This is a genomic window from uncultured Sneathiella sp. (genome assembly GCF_963976355.1).
Lineage (GTDB): Bacteria > Pseudomonadota > Alphaproteobacteria > Sneathiellales > Sneathiellaceae > Sneathiella.
This window is the reverse complement of the sequence record NZ_CAXBKA010000008.1, coordinates 82,119-96,042: the sequence shown is the minus strand read 5'-3', so window position 1 is coordinate 96,042 and position 13,924 is coordinate 82,119. Positions and strand designations below refer to the sequence as shown.

Annotated in this window: 12 protein-coding genes and 1 tRNA gene; 5 read left to right on the top strand and 8 right to left on the bottom strand. The window is 54.5% G+C overall.

Going from position 1 to position 13,924, the window contains the following annotated elements:
* Positions 1-14 precede the first annotated feature (14 nt).
* The 5 genes from AAC599_RS16550 to AAC599_RS16530 all read right to left on the bottom strand — a co-directional run bounded on the left by AAC599_RS16550 (position 15) and on the right by AAC599_RS16530 (position 5,052).
* Positions 15-1,118 carry a DNA polymerase III subunit delta' gene (locus tag AAC599_RS16550; RefSeq protein WP_340151515.1) on the bottom strand — a complete coding sequence of 368 codons (1,104 nt, stop codon included), beginning with the start codon at positions 1,116-1,118 and terminating at the stop codon, positions 15-17.
* The gene (tmk, locus tag AAC599_RS16545) at positions 1,115-1,759 is read right to left on the bottom strand and encodes a dTMP kinase (RefSeq protein WP_340151514.1); all 645 of its coding nucleotides are present in this window, start codon (positions 1,757-1,759) and stop codon (positions 1,115-1,117) included. Before tmk ends, AAC599_RS16550 begins: the two co-directional genes overlap by 4 nt.
* Positions 1,760-1,775: 16 nt before the next feature.
* Positions 1,776-2,951 carry a D-alanyl-D-alanine carboxypeptidase family protein gene (locus tag AAC599_RS16540; protein ID WP_340151513.1) on the bottom strand — a complete coding sequence of 392 codons (1,176 nt, stop codon included), beginning with the start codon at positions 2,949-2,951 and terminating at the stop codon, positions 1,776-1,778.
* A gap of 87 nt (positions 2,952-3,038) precedes the next feature.
* Positions 3,039-4,028 carry a septal ring lytic transglycosylase RlpA family protein gene (locus tag AAC599_RS16535; RefSeq protein WP_340151512.1) on the bottom strand — a complete coding sequence of 330 codons (990 nt, stop codon included), beginning with the start codon at positions 4,026-4,028 and terminating at the stop codon, positions 3,039-3,041.
* 37 nt (positions 4,029-4,065) lie between these two features.
* Positions 4,066-5,052 (bottom strand): lytic murein transglycosylase, encoded by a 987-nt coding sequence (locus AAC599_RS16530; RefSeq protein ID WP_340151511.1) that lies wholly within the window; start codon positions 5,050-5,052, stop codon positions 4,066-4,068.
* Between the two features lie 225 nt (positions 5,053-5,277).
* Between AAC599_RS16530 and AAC599_RS16525 the strand changes: the two genes are divergently transcribed.
* Positions 5,278-5,367: transfer RNA gene (locus tag AAC599_RS16525), tRNA-Ser, on the top strand.
* Positions 5,368-5,389: 22 nt separating this feature from the next.
* Here the strand turns inward: AAC599_RS16525 and AAC599_RS16520 are convergent.
* On the bottom strand, positions 5,390-5,710 hold the full coding sequence (locus AAC599_RS16520; RefSeq protein ID WP_340151510.1) for a hypothetical protein: 321 nt from the start codon (positions 5,708-5,710) through the stop codon (positions 5,390-5,392).
* A gap of 260 nt (positions 5,711-5,970) precedes the next feature.
* Positions 5,971-7,236 carry an amidohydrolase/deacetylase family metallohydrolase gene (locus tag AAC599_RS16515; protein WP_340151509.1) on the bottom strand — a complete coding sequence of 422 codons (1,266 nt, stop codon included), beginning with the start codon at positions 7,234-7,236 and terminating at the stop codon, positions 5,971-5,973.
* A gap of 224 nt (positions 7,237-7,460) precedes the next feature.
* Between AAC599_RS16515 and AAC599_RS16510 the strand changes: the two genes are divergently transcribed.
* The 4 genes from AAC599_RS16510 to AAC599_RS16495 are packed head-to-tail and all read left to right on the top strand — an operon-like array spanning position 7,461 to position 13,555.
* The gene (locus AAC599_RS16510; RefSeq protein ID WP_340151508.1) at positions 7,461-9,839 is read left to right on the top strand and encodes a xanthine dehydrogenase family protein molybdopterin-binding subunit; all 2,379 of its coding nucleotides are present in this window, start codon (positions 7,461-7,463) and stop codon (positions 9,837-9,839) included.
* A complete protein-coding gene (locus AAC599_RS16505; protein ID WP_340151507.1) occupies positions 9,836-10,663 on the top strand; it encodes an FAD binding domain-containing protein in 828 nt (275 codons plus the stop codon). The genes AAC599_RS16510 and AAC599_RS16505 overlap by 4 nt, the downstream gene beginning before the upstream one ends.
* Complete coding sequence (locus tag AAC599_RS16500) at positions 10,660-11,829, top strand: 2Fe-2S iron-sulfur cluster-binding protein (RefSeq protein WP_340151506.1); 1,170 nt, start codon at positions 10,660-10,662, stop codon at positions 11,827-11,829. The genes AAC599_RS16505 and AAC599_RS16500 overlap by 4 nt, the downstream gene beginning before the upstream one ends.
* A 55-nt stretch (positions 11,830-11,884) precedes the next feature.
* Complete coding sequence (locus AAC599_RS16495; protein WP_340151505.1) at positions 11,885-13,555, top strand: DUF1116 domain-containing protein; 1,671 nt, start codon at positions 11,885-11,887, stop codon at positions 13,553-13,555.
* Positions 13,556-13,565: 10 nt separating this feature from the next.
* Here AAC599_RS16495 and AAC599_RS16490 read toward each other — a convergent pair whose 3' ends face one another.
* A complete protein-coding gene (locus AAC599_RS16490; protein WP_340151504.1) occupies positions 13,566-13,913 on the bottom strand; it encodes a Rieske (2Fe-2S) protein in 348 nt (115 codons plus the stop codon).
* Positions 13,914-13,924: the final 11 nt, after the last annotated feature.

The following is a 13,924-nucleotide window of genomic DNA, read 5'->3' as shown; positions in this document are numbered from 1 at the left end:
TTATTCTGGCGTCTCTACCTGCCCATGCGTTCTACATTCAAAAACAGGTTGAGGACAACCTGTTTGCGGTCAAGGTTTATGACATCCGCCCTTTTTATAAGTTCATTTCCGGTTTCCCAAATCTCCACCCAGTCGGCAGGCGCCTGACGGGAGATCATCTTTTTCATGATGTCCGCTTCCCCGGGAACCAGATTGCTATCACTGAAATTACTGCTCGCGGCACGGACCAGACGGGTCAGCCACCAGGGATAGAGTTCGCAGATCATGCGGTAGCCCGCCTCCCCGTCTTTCAGGCCGCTCTTGTCGGCAAGCGCATGCAGCTTCTCGGCGTTGAGCACCGGGTAGTTCCTGAAGATATCGAGGATGTCGGCGAAAATTTCAAGGCCGCCCGCCTCCAGCAGCCGGAGCGCCATGCCGGGGCTACCCTCCGCCAGCGTCAGCAGCATCTCCAGTTGATCATGCGAAATGGTCTCGCTATAGGGCGCGAGAAAGCGCCGCATATCCTCATCGCCAAGCGGGCGCAACGCGAGCTGGCGGCAGCGGGAGCGGATTGTCGGCAGCAGGCCGGCCGGTGTATGGGAAAGGAGGAGAAAGAGCGTTTTCTTTGGCGGCTCCTCCAGGATTTTCAGGATCGCGTTGGCGGCGTTCTGGTTCATCTCGTCCACCGGATCGACAATAACGATGCGCCAGCTCCCCTCGGAGGCAGTCAACTGGAAGAACTGGTTGAGGGCGCGGACATCATCGACGCGGATGACGCTGAAAAATTTCTTGCTCTTTACATCATATTGCCGCCTTAGCACCGCGAGGCCCGGATGGGATCCGGCGCGGATCAGCGCGAGGGCCGGATCGCCCTCGGGGACATCCAGGCTGTCCGGTGGTCCGAACAGGCCACCGCCCCCCTCGCCTCCCTGCTGGCTCAGCAGGAACTTGGCCGCACGATAGGCGAAGCTGGCCTTACCAACGCCTTTCGCGCCGGTGATCAGCCAGGCATGATGGAAGCGGCCGCTCAGATAGTTTTCAAGGAAGCGCTTTTCCGCCGCATCATGGCCGATAAGCTCGTTGCGGTCCTGCGGATGCGGATATCCTTCCAGCTTGTCGGAAACCGGCAAATCCGTCACGGCAACTGACGCGCGGCGACCGTCTCGCGCAGCTCCTGCTGGATGGCATCGACAGACCGGGTCGCATCGATGAGGACACAACGGTCCGGGTTCTTGCGGGCGATGTCGAGAAAGCCGTCCCGCAGACGTTCGTGAAAGGACAGGTCCATTTTCTCGAAACGGTCTTCGTCATGGGTGCGGCCCATGGTGCGCTTCAGCCCCTCCTCCGCCGGAATATCGAAGATAAAGGTGAGGTCCGGCGCAAAACTGCCGACAGCGAAGTCGTGAATTCGCTGTACGGCCTCTTCGCCAAGCTGATTGCCATATCCCTGATAGGCCATGGTTGAATCGGCGAAGCGATCGGAGATAACCCAGCGGCCTTCTTTAAGCGCCGGCCAGATCGTCAGGCGGAGATGGTTCCGGCGGGAGGCATAGAACAGCAGGGTCTCACCGATGGCATCCCAGCGGTCCGGATCCCCGGTCAGGATCAGCTCGCGAATTTCATCGGCGCCCGGTGCGCCGCCGGGCTCCCGTGTCAGCAAGGTTTCAATGGATCGGGTTTCAAGGAATTCGGCAAGAAGACGGCTTTGCGTGGATTTCCCGCTGCCGTCACCGCCTTCCAGCGTAATGAACTTTCCGCCTTTCCGCCTCTCGCCCTGCATTGGAGCCACTGCCGCCCTAATTGGCGGAGGGACCGAAGACGAGATACTCGACTGCGGATGTCAGGCGCTTGAACGTGCCGGGACGGGAGATATCCTCCATCGCGACCAGTGGCACGGCAATGGTCTCGATTTCCGGACCAGAAACTACAAGCTGCGCCACCGGCGTTCCCTTGATGATCGGTGCCGGAATGGGCTCGTTATAGACGACCTTGACGGTCATGGACTTGCGGGCCTGACGGGACAGGGTGACGGTGAGATCGGATTCCACGGTCAGCGGCACCACATCCTTGTCGCCGAGCCAGACCCGGGCGTTGTCGACGACATCGCCGGACTTGAAAAGCGCATAGTTGTTGAACTCGCGAAAGGCCCATTCCATCAACCGTTCTGATTCGCGGCTTCTCTCCTTTGCATTTTCAAGGCCGTTGACGACGAGAATAATGCGCCGCCCGTCCCGTTCCGCCGAGCCGACAAGGCCGTAGCCGGATTCCTCGGTATGCCCTGTTTTAAGGCCATCCGCGCCATTGTCTTTATACAGAAGCGGATTGCGGTTGCCCTGTTTGATATCACTGAAGGTAAATTCCTTCTCATTGAAAATCGGATAATATTCCGGGAAATCCTGAATAAGATGCTTTGCCAGAACGCCCAGCTCCCGCGCTGTCATCTTGTGATCCGGATCGGGCCAGCCTGTGGCATTCATAAAGGTGCTTTTCTCAAGGCCGAGTTCCCGCGCCCGGGAGGTCATTGCCTCGGCAAAGCCTTCTTCCGATCCGCCAAGCCCTTCGGCCACCACGATACAGGCATCATTGCCGGACTGGATTATGATGCCGCGCAGAAGATCTCCGATGCTGACGCGGCTGTCGACCTCGACAAACATCTTTGAGCCGCCCTTCTTCCAGGCTTTCTCGCTGACCGGCAGGGTGTCTTCCAGATTGAGCGTGCCGTCCTTCAGCCGCTCGAACACCATGGTGATGGTCATCAGCTTGCTCATGGACGCAGGGGCCATGAGCTGATCGGCATTTTTCTCAAGCAGGACGGCGCCCGTATTCATATCGAAGATAAACGCTTCCCGCGCCGCGGTTTCAATCGGGTCCGCAGTGGCGGTACCCGCGATCAGGGTTACCGACAGGCACAGGGCGGAAAAAAAACGAAAGGAGGAAGTCCATAAATTCATGATGGTCGGGCTTTCAGTCATTCTCTTTTCAGGTTTCACACGGACAAATTAGCATCATCGCGATGGTTTTTAGCATTAATGTATGTTTTTGGCCAGTTTAAGGCTTGTCTATTCGATCACAATCCGGGCTTCTGTATGGCCGTTGTTGATCAGGTCCGCCAGCAGCTGGTCCGCTTTATCAATATCCGACACCGGGCCGACGCGCACACGGTAGAAATCCTGTCCGTTGACCAGAACCTGACTGACCTTGGTTGGACCCATGGAAGATAGCCGCGCGCTCAGGATATTGGCGTTATTGAAGTCGATAAACGCACCCGCCTGAATGAAGATATCGCTATGCGTGATCGGCTGGACACTGACGGTCGGCGTCGGCGAGCTATAGGCGGACGCCGATGTTACCTGTGTTTCGGCGACGGTCGGCGCCGGCAGAGGCTCGATTTTTGGCGCGGGTGCCGACTTCACGCCTTCGGGCGGAGCCAATGTATCGGCGACAACAACCGCCTGCGGCGCGGCGGCGACGTTATTTTTCTCCGTCAGCGGCGTTTCAGGCTTGGCGACAATGGTCTGATCCCCATTGCCGCCGTTAATCACCTGCACACGAACCTTTGCCGTTCCTTTCTGGACGATGCCGAGCATCTGCGCCGAGCGATAGGAAAGGTCGATAATGCGGGAATGGGCGAAGGGGCCGCGATCATTGACCGTCACGATGATGGAGCGGCCGTTTTCGAGATTGGTGACCCGCACATCTGTGGGCAGCGGCAATGTCTTGTGCGCGGCCGTCAGCTTGTGCATGTCATAGACGGCGCCGTTCGCGGTGCGGCGACCGTGAAATGGCTCGCCATACCAGGAGGCAATTCCCGTCTCGTCATAGGCGTTATCGACTTTCGGATAATACCAGATCCCATCCACCTGGTAGGGGTTGCCGAGCTTTGGGTCGCCGCGATCCACATCGTTCGGACCGACGGCGGCGGTATCCTTTCCTGCAGCGCGGTATTTCTTTGCACCATAGCTGATCAGACTGACCTCGGAGCAACCCGCCAATAACAGGGCGGTGGTGATAAGGACAATCAGTCCGGATTTTTGCTTTAGTTTTGCCATGTTACTTATACCTTTTACGCTACGCACTTCATATTAGTTATCCATCCCCGATCAGATCGGCAAGATAGCCGACGGACATCGCAAAATAGGTGGACCGGTTCCATTTCAGGATGGTTCGGTAATTGTCATAAATCAGAAAAGTCTGACCGTTACCCCCCTTCGGCTGAACCAGAGAGCCCATCAGCTGGCGCGACGGCAAGGCGCTGCCATCGGCCTTGCGGACGCCAAGCGCCTCCCATTCCGCCATCGGTTTGGCGACTTTAAGATCGATGAGGGATAGATCGAAATCCTTGGGGAGCGTGACTTCCCTGCCCCATGTCTGGTCCCCCTGCCAGCCGGACTTCGCGAGGTAGTTGGCGGCCGAGGCGAAGACATCGGCCTTGGTCGTCCATATGTCGCGGCGGCCATCTTCATCATAATCAACGGCAAAATTGACGAAACTTGACGGCATGAACTGCGATTGTCCCATCGCTCCGGCCCAGGAGCCTTTCATATCGGCAAGCTCAATATGATTGTCATCGAGTATCTTGAGGGCGAGCAGCAGCTCCTTTCGGAAATATTCCGCCCGCCGATTGTCATAGGCGAGCGTGGTGAGCGCATCTATCACGCTGAATCCGCCAGTATATTTGCCATAGCGCGTCTCCACTCCCCACAGGGCGACAATGAAGCGCGGCTGCACGCCAAATTCCTGCCCGACCTTTTCAAGAATAGTGCGGTTTTCATTGAGCATGGCTTTGCCCGAGTCAATAAGCGACTGCGGCAGGCGCTGTGCCATATATTCCTGAAAAGTCTGGACGACTTCCGGCTGCTTGCGGTCAAGCTTGACCACTTTTTCTATCAGTTGGACATCGGCGAACGCACTGTCGAGGGTGGTCTGGCTGACCCCCCCTTCCCGCGCTTCCGTTTTCAGCTTGGCCAGCCACTGATCGAACGGCTCCTTCGCGGCGAACCCCGGGGATGCAATAGCCGTGATAAAAATGCCGATGAGGGTGAAAAGAATTAAATACGCGGAATTCTTGGCCATTGGTACTCCATTTTACTAATCCGTCCTTTTTGCCACAAAGCCAGCAGATTCGCAACGATTTCAGACAGAAAAGCCCTTATTTCCGCCGGAAACAGTCAGACCTGCGGAAATACTGATTTCTCCATCAAACATATTGACAGGCCAGAGCGGGAACTTTAAACGATCAGAACCGTTCGCGGCCTTGAATTGCGTCCTGTCGGCGCCATTTCGAAAGAGCCGCCCTGCGGAGGGTTGGCAGAGCGGTTGAATGCACTGGTCTTGAAAACCAGCAAGGGTGCAAGCCCTTCCGGGGTTCGAATCCCCGACCCTCCGCCACTTCGTGTTCACATCACTTCAGCTATATTATGATGTTCTGGTTTACATCCGTCATCTTCTGTGGCGCGCCGAGATGATCGGGATGGACGAAGTTCATGTCCTCCCCGTCATTGGAAACCAGCTTGATGCTATCTGCGAAGACCGAGGGGAGATCATCGATCACCTCAAACCGGATCGTGCCCGCCGACATGTCCCCATCGAGGCCCTCATTGGTGAGGACAATCTTGTGCCCCTGCCCCGGTTCAATCACAAACTCGCCCGGCGACATCCAGGTCGACTGGTTTCTGCGCTGGTCATGATACACATCCGTCGTACCACCGGCGTGATGGACTGTATATTTCACAGAACTAGCATAATCGCTGTATTCTCCCTGCCACCAGGCGGACAGGCGATAACGCCGGGCCTCGGGGATATCCGGCTCCCAGGTGAAGACCGCCGTCGGATCGGTTTAGGGAGCATATTGATAATTGGTACCCCAGAAATAGCCGTCGCCCAAGGGGGTGCGGGATACAGCGGAATGTATTTGCAGGCGCCCGCAACTTCGTGTTTGCTAGCGATCTAAATCTGGGACAAGTCCCACGCCGGCTATTTATGGAAAAACGGTTAGGCGACAATGGCCGCCGGTACAAAAGCGGAATTTGCGTCAAACTTCTCGCCACCGCGAAGGCAAAAAACGGGGCGTATTAATTTCTCAGCTGTCACACTTTCACCGCTGTTATCGGAAAGCGTGAACCGACCCGTTTCAATCTTGAGGACTGATATATCTGCCTCACGACCGACGGCCATAGAGCCCAGCTCTCCCTCCATTCGCAACAACTTGGCAGGATTACAGGTAACCATCTCAATCACCTTCTCCAAAGGAACACCTAAATGCAATAGCTCCGACATGGCGATCGTCAGATTAAATGGTGCAACTCCAAAGAATGGATTTGCAGCCCGCTCGGACTTATCGGTGGCATTGGGAATTGTAACATTGTAGCCATGCATATCTGCTCCAAGCGTGAAAGGCACTATGCCTGCATCCAGAACCCGGCGAGCAACATCGAAACTAAAATGGGAACCATGCCCGACATCTACGAGAATTTGCTTCTGACGAACAGCTTCCAAAAGTATTGGGTGTATCTTCCCCTCACTTGAAACAAAACCGCCGGGATGTCGTGTAAAAGGATGAGCCAACACGTCCCCTTCCTTCATAATGGGCAACAGTTCACGGATCAGCTCCTCCGAAGACGGGATAAGTGCGCTGCTGCTTGTCGGCCACAGCTGGCCCAGGTGGATATAAAGCGGAAGATTAGCGGCGGTCGCTATTTCCTGTCCTATCTTGATAACCTCCATCCCCCAGCGGGATTGCCCCCCAATTTCAGCATGTGCCTTAATGCCTTTGACGAGGTCAAGGTTCGCCCTGGCTGCGGTGATTGTATGCTCCGCATTGACGCCGTTAGGTCCGTACAACTCAGGATACAGATGCCCCTCGAGTCCGCCAACGAGGTAAGCCGATAAAAAGGCGAGAACGCGACTGGCTGATGGCTCCGCTATGAATTTCCGGAATCCGCCGATCGTCATACAACTCGGACCGCCTTGATCAACCAGGGTCGTTACACCGGAGTAAACACCCACCAGATCAGGAGACAATCCGAATTTACCGGTGACATGCTCATAAACATGCGCATGGGTATCGATCATTCCCGGTATGACATGATGACCTGTCACATCTATCCGCTCAATCGCTTTCTCGGATTTCAGACTAGTGGTCACAGCGGCAATCAAACCATCACGCATCCCGATATCGTAATATCCGTTCAACCCGGTAACCGGATCAATCAACGTTCCGTTTTCCAATACGATATCAAATGGTTTCAAATCGCTCATCTCTGGTGTCCCTAATCATTTTCACTGGATTTAAAGAGAATATATCCCGCAGCGCACAATCGGAAAAGCAAAAAAGTTGTAATAGCAAAAATTATATCTACAATTATTTTTTAAATTCTATTACTGTGATGTTGTGCGGCGCAGCATTTCGACGACGGAAATTTGAAAAATACCCCGCCAGCTGCGCCAAATACCGGATGTGACGGTTATTGGGAAAGGTTGCAATGAGTAACGATCAAGGAATAAAGGAAGGTGCGAATGGTATTGGTGCGCGCCTTATACGAAAAGAAGATGATCGCTACCTGAACGGCAAGGGACGCTATATCGCCGACATGCGAATGCCCGGTATGCTGGAGCTTGCCTTTCTAAGAAGTCCGCTTGCTCATGCCCGAATTACATCGCGAACCAAACCTGATGATACTGCGGAAACCGTCTTTTTTGCTTCTGACCTTGAGGGAGTTTCGGGGATCCGTGCCGTATCCGGTCTTCCGGGGTTTCGCCCGTCGACGCAGCCCATACTCGCAGAGGACAAGGTTCGCCATGTCGGGGAGCCTATTGCCGCATGCCTTGCATCAAACCGGGCCCGCGCCGAAGACCTGACAGAACTCATTGATATCACATTTGAAGAGTTGTCGGCGGTCCACGACATGACCAAGGCGCGTGATGCCGACGCGCCCTTGCTGCATGAGGATTGGGACGAAAACTCTTTTCTGGAAAGCAATGCCGATATCAATTTCGAGGCGGCTATTGCGGACGCAGATGTTATCGTAAAACGAAGCTTCAAAACAGCGCGCCAGTGCATGGCGCCAATTGAAGGCCGCGGTCTGATCGCATCGTGGGATCGAAATCTGGAAATCCTCACCCTTCATTCCGCAACTCAAATGCCTCATATCGTTCGAACCGGACTCGCGGACTGTCTGAATATGGATCACGGACAAATCCGTGTAATTGCGCCAGACGTCGGTGGCGGGTTCGGGTACAAAGGCATACTTCTGGCTGAAGAGGTTTGCGCCTGTTATCTTGCCATGAAGCTAGATCGCCCTATCCGGTGGATTGAAGATCGGCGTGAACATCTGATTGCGGGAGCAAATTGTCGCGAGCATAATTACGAAATCACAGGTTACGCAAAAGCAGACGGAGAATTGCTTGCGGTGGATTGTGTCGCCATTGTTGATTCCGGCGCTTATTCCAGCTATCCCTTCTCTGCCTGCCTGGAAGCGGCACAGGTCGCCAGCATACTCCCCGGCCCTTATGTCATGCGAGGATACCGCTGCAAAACCTGGTCGGTGGCAACAAACAAACCCCCTATCCTGCCATTCCGCGGCGTAGCGCGCACTGGTGTTTGCTTTGCAATGGAGGTATTGTTGGATGGGATAGCAAGGGAGCTTGAAATTACACCCGAAGCCATTCGGGCGCGTAATTTGGTCCAGCCGGGACAAATGCCTTTCACCAACATCACAAACAAGTTCTTCGATAGCGGCGACTATCCGGAAGCCCTGAAACGCGCCGTTACCGGCATCGACATGGCAGGCATCCGGAAAGAGCAGCAATCCCAAACTGGGCGCACTCGGATTGGTGTCGGCTTGTCAATCTTCTGCGAACAGGGAGCACATGGTACATCCGTCTATCATGGCTGGGGCATTCCGATGGTGCCCGGCTTTGAGCAGGCGACGGCCCGCCTGACACCAGATGGCGGGCTTGAACTTCGAGTTGGCGTACACAGTCATGGTCAGGGGCTTGAAACAACGCTTGCGCAAATTGCCAATACAGAAATCGGGATTGATCCAGAAAAAATCAAGCTAGTCCATGGAGATACAGCTTATACACCATATTCCACTGGTACGTGGGGATCACGCTGCATAGTGATGGCGGGGGGCGCAGTGGGCACCGCCTGTGAATCACTTGCTGAGCGCATTCGCAAGATCGCAGGCCATCTGCTTCAGACTGATCCGAAGAAAATCATCCTTGAGAATGGCATGGCCCTGAGTGGGAATAGCGCGATCAGCATTGAGGATGTAGCTCGCACCTGGTATCTAAAACCACAACTTTTGCCCGAAGACGTTGACCCCCGAGGGTTAGATGTTGTTGCAGGATATAAAACAACGAAAGACACCGGCACATTTTCCTATGCCTGCCATGCGGTAAAAGTGGAAGTTGACATGGATCTTGGTCATGTCCGACTGCTGGATTACGTCATCGTCGAGGATGCCGGCACGATGATAAATCCGATGGTTGTTGATGGGCAGGTATATGGTGGCGCGGCACAGGGTATTGGCACAGCCCTGTTTGAAGAAATGTGCTTTGATGACTCCGGCCAACCGCTTGCCTCAACTCTGGCAGATTACCATCTGCCGCTTGCCTCCGATATACCGGATATCCGCATTGAACATATGGAAACTCCCTCCCCGCTGAGCCGGTTCGGCCAGAAAGGAATTGGAGAAAGCGGCGCCATTGGCCCCCCGGCGGCGATCGCCAATGCGATCAATGATGCCCTCATCCATATTGGCGCAGAAGTCACACAAGTACCGATGACTCCGGAACGAGTGTTGGAGGCTATTGCGAACGCGGAGCATTACGCTAGGCAAGGAGGAAGCGCAGTATGAAACCCGTATTATTTGACTATGCCGTAGCTCAGTCTCTGAACGATGCCCAAAACGCCCTTCAGAATGGACAGAGTAAATTCATATCCGGGAATCAGTCCCTTGGGCCAATGATGAATTTGCGTTTAGCCCGGCCTGCCGCGTTAGTCGATTTGTCTCAGCTACCGGAATTGCGCAAAGTCGAAGAACATGATGGCTATATTCGGTTTGGCGCCGCTATTACACATGCTGAAATCGAGGATGGTGTGGTGCCGGATCCAACCGGCCACTGGATGCAGGCCGCAGCCGCAAACATCGCCTATCGCGCCGTCCGCAATCGCGGCACGATCGGGGGCAGCCTTGCCCATGCTGATCCCGCAGCAGACTGGGTGATCGTTCTGACCGCGCTTTGCGCAACAGTCATCGTGCGAGGGTCCGAAGACAATTGTCCTTCGCGCCAGATCCCCATGGAAGATTTCATTACCGGTCCCTATAGCACCGCTATGAGCCCGGAGGATATTCTAACTGCAATCGATGTTCCAAGGCCGGGAAACGGTGCACGATGGGCCTACTGGAAATATTCTCGACAAGTCGGGGAATTTGCCAAGGCAAGCGCAGCTATCCTGATTGATCCGGCGAACAATCGGACGCGAATAGCAATAGGGGCATTAGGGCGACAACCTGCGCTGTTGCCTAACCCTCAACCACTTTTGGCAGGAGAGCAATCTCCGATGGAAGCTTTAGCAGAGGCGATACCGGATCAACCTGCAAACGCGCTGCATATGCATGCCGTCGCAGTATCCAGAGCCCTCGACCAGATAAAAGACAGTGAGGAGTTTTCCACATGACCGCTACGACTGTCGATCTTACCGTCAACGGCAGGTCGGTTTCTGAAAAGACGGAATCGCGCACGCATTTGGCTGATTTCCTGCGGGAAGACCTGTTGCTGACAGGCACGCATCTGGGGTGCGAGCAAGGTGTCTGCGGCGCCTGTACCGTGTTTGTTGATGGGCGACCGACACGATCCTGCATAACTCTCGCTGCTGCCTGCAAAGGTGCAAATGTACAAAGTGTCGAAGGGTTTGATGATGACCCGCTGATGCAGGCTTTGCGGGATGCTTTCAAAAGACATCATGGTCTGCAATGTGGCTATTGCACGCCGGGAATGCTAGTCACCGGCTATGACATTGTCCGACGGCTGCCCAACGCCGATACGGTACGTATCCGCAAAGAGCTGTCCGGCAACTTATGCCGCTGTACAGGCTACGCCGGGATCGTCGCCGCAATTGCCGACGTACTGGAAAACAACCCACCCATCGCGGGCATTCAACCCCAAGCAAGGTTGCGGCACAACTCTGAAGAAAGTGCAACTGCGGCATTAGAGAAAAATTCGAAGCCCAAGCCCGGCTCTTCGTTAAAGACTGCTGATCCGACCGATATCCCGTCGCGCCAATCTCTTGACAACGCACCAACTCTCTCTCGGAAGCGAACTTTTGATGTTTCACCGTCCAGGATTTGGGAAATACTGTCGGACCCAGAAAAGATCGTTTCCTGTATTCCGGGCGCGCGAATAGATGATGTTGCTGATGATGGATTGCTGCAAGGACAATGTGCAATCTCCATGGGGCCGATAAAGGCAGCATTTAAAGGCACCGCGCGGATGGAGCTCGACGAGGTCGGGAAAACCGGTGAGGTTATCGGTCGTGGTAAGGACGGCTTTAGCCGCTCCCAACTAGATGGAACGCTTGATTTTCAGATCACGGACCATTCCGAAGGTGGATCGGAACTAAGCCTGGATATGCGATACAAACTTACCGGGCCTTTATCACAATTCAGCCGGCCATCGCTGGTCGCAGAGATCGCAGATCGTATCCTCGACCAGGTCGTCGCCTCTATTGAGGCGAAGGCAAAAGGGGAAAATCCGGAACTCGTCGAAAATGCTAACCTGAACGGGCTTTCCCTGCTGACCTCTGCTTTTTTTGGATGGATTAAAAATACCTTGGGGTTTCGTTGATTGTGATTCAGACTTATAAAAATATAACAATGGTAACAGTTCATCGGTCAAGTTCATGAAAACAGAAGACACGCAAGCAACATCCTCCGATCCCTGGCGAAACGGATCCCTTACCTCCCGCCCCGGCGTTTTAATACGTCGGCTGCATCAAATCCATACCGCCCTTTTTGCACTTGAATGTGGCGAGCAGAATATCACACCGGTGATGTATTCAGTGTTATCTGCGCTCCAGCAAAGTGGCCCCGTGGATCAGACAACCCTCGCCAGGGCGGTTGCAATCGATAAAACAAACATGACCGACATTCTCGATCGTCTCAAGAAACGTAACCTCATCAAGAGACGTGTTTCCAGCAGCGATAGACGAGTCCGCCTCACCTCACTTACCGAGGACGGAAAGAACATGCTGGACTTGCTGGATGAACGGGCACAGCGAGCGCATGAGCGAACAATTGAGAGTCTCCCCCCGGAAGATCGCCCCCGCCTCATCGAAATGATGACCCAGATTATCAACGCGCATAGTCCAGACGCTGAAGGACAAACTCCATCCACCGCTCCACATGACATTGGCCTGACAAGCCTGTTCCGTTCCTCTGCAGCTACACAGGCATCATATAAAAAATTGATCGCCGTTGTTCCGGCGCTGACGCGCATTGCAAAACTTGAGGAAATGCTGCCGGGGTTACCGGACCGAGCATTGCTCCACGCTGGCCCTCCCTTTCGTGACATGGACCGGCTTCCCAGACCAATGATCAACTCATTGATTGCCGCAGCGAAGCATGAGGGTTGGGCTGAAACCGAAGAAGAGGTCCTTTCCCAACTACAAAAAAGTGAGCTGCATTTACTCCCGGCGCAGGATTTCGATGTGGTCACTCCCCTTGCCTTTATTGTCGGCCCCAGTATGTATTCCTTGGAAGTAAAGGACATGGCCGCGCCAACCCACCGTCGTTTTTCACCCCTGAATGACGGGCCACTTCCTTGTGCGTTGCGACTGGGAAACGGACATCCGGACGGACATACACTGTTGCACCGGCTAACAGAACATATCGGATCCAAGCTGGCGGGGATGTTGTCCGAGCACATACCGCTGTTGCCCATTCTGGACCACGGCCTTTGCAATGGTGATGACCTCCATGGTCAGGTTGCTGCGGCGCAGGAACAAATTCGAACCTATTTCGCGGATTCAGATGATCCTGAAACATCCGCTTATCTGGAATCCGCCAATCAGTTTTGTCTTAACATCATTATGGCGGCAGCATCCCTCATGATTGGCGCGGGTGCGGGGGTCGCTGACAGCAATATGGTTGTTGCGTGCGGCGGGAACGGACAGGAAATGGGCTATAAGCTGGCCTCGGATCCGAAAACTTGGATAACGCGCCCGGCGTCTCCCCCCGTTGGACCGAAGTTTCCCGGACAAGAGGCAGCGAATGCATTGCCGGCAATTGGCGATAGCGCCGTCATTGACGCCCTGGGGTTTGGGGCTGCTTCTTTGCGCAAATCACCTAGCCTAACAGATAGCTATCGGGGGCATATTCATCCAGACTACCTTACCAACGCCGCCCATGCGCCGTTTGTGGGACCACATCCCGCCTTGTCGGATAGCAGCATAATGCTCGGTCTCGATCTGACACGGCCCCGAACATGCCTTGGAATTAACCTTGGCATGGTAGAGGAAACAGGAAAAAATGGCCTGATTGGACGCGGTGTATCACCCTGGTCCGAGGATTAATGGGGTGTTCTCAGTCATGCCCAGCCTTGACTGCCAGAGGATACGCCAGCGAGACCACTCCTGCTTTAACGCGAACATGGTATTGGCGCAGGGCTGGCAACTGCCAGCCGGGGCCACATGTACCGTCATGAATATCGAAAGACGCCTTGTGCCGGGGACAGTGCAATGAGTCTCCCGCGATGGTTCCTTGAGACAATCTTGCAAACTGATGTGGACACAATCCCTGATAAGCCATGACATCATCACCGACTTTCAGCAGGATTATGACAGTGTCTCCGACGATAGCTTCCAGTGGTCGATTAGAAGGAATATCGGCAATAGAGGTAACTTCATACCATTCACGTTTGTCTTTCATCATCATAGTGCCGG

Bases quoted from the DNA above. Each gene is read 5' to 3' on its own strand.
- AAC599_RS16535 (WP_340151512.1), bottom strand. From the start codon at position 4,028: ATGGCAAAACTAAAGCAAAAATCCGGACTGATTGTCCTTATCACCACC.
- AAC599_RS16540 (WP_340151513.1), bottom strand. From the start codon at position 2,951: ATGACTGAAAGCCCGACCATCATGAATTTATGGACTTCCTCCTTTCGT.
- AAC599_RS16500 (WP_340151506.1), top strand. From the start codon at position 10,660: ATGACCGCTACGACTGTCGATCTTACCGTCAACGGCAGGTCGGTTTCT.
- AAC599_RS16515 (WP_340151509.1), bottom strand. From the start codon at position 7,236: ATGAGCGATTTGAAACCATTTGATATCGTATTGGAAAACGGAACGTTG.
- AAC599_RS16495 (WP_340151505.1), top strand. From the start codon at position 11,885: ATGAAAACAGAAGACACGCAAGCAACATCCTCCGATCCCTGGCGAAAC.
- tmk (WP_340151514.1), bottom strand. From the start codon at position 1,759: ATGCAGGGCGAGAGGCGGAAAGGCGGAAAGTTCATTACGCTGGAAGGC.
- AAC599_RS16505 (WP_340151507.1), top strand. From the start codon at position 9,836: ATGAAACCCGTATTATTTGACTATGCCGTAGCTCAGTCTCTGAACGAT.
- AAC599_RS16530 (WP_340151511.1), bottom strand. From the start codon at position 5,052: ATGGCCAAGAATTCCGCGTATTTAATTCTTTTCACCCTCATCGGCATT.
- AAC599_RS16510 (WP_340151508.1), top strand. From the start codon at position 7,461: ATGAGTAACGATCAAGGAATAAAGGAAGGTGCGAATGGTATTGGTGCG.
- AAC599_RS16490 (WP_340151504.1), bottom strand. From the start codon at position 13,913: ATGATGAAAGACAAACGTGAATGGTATGAAGTTACCTCTATTGCCGAT.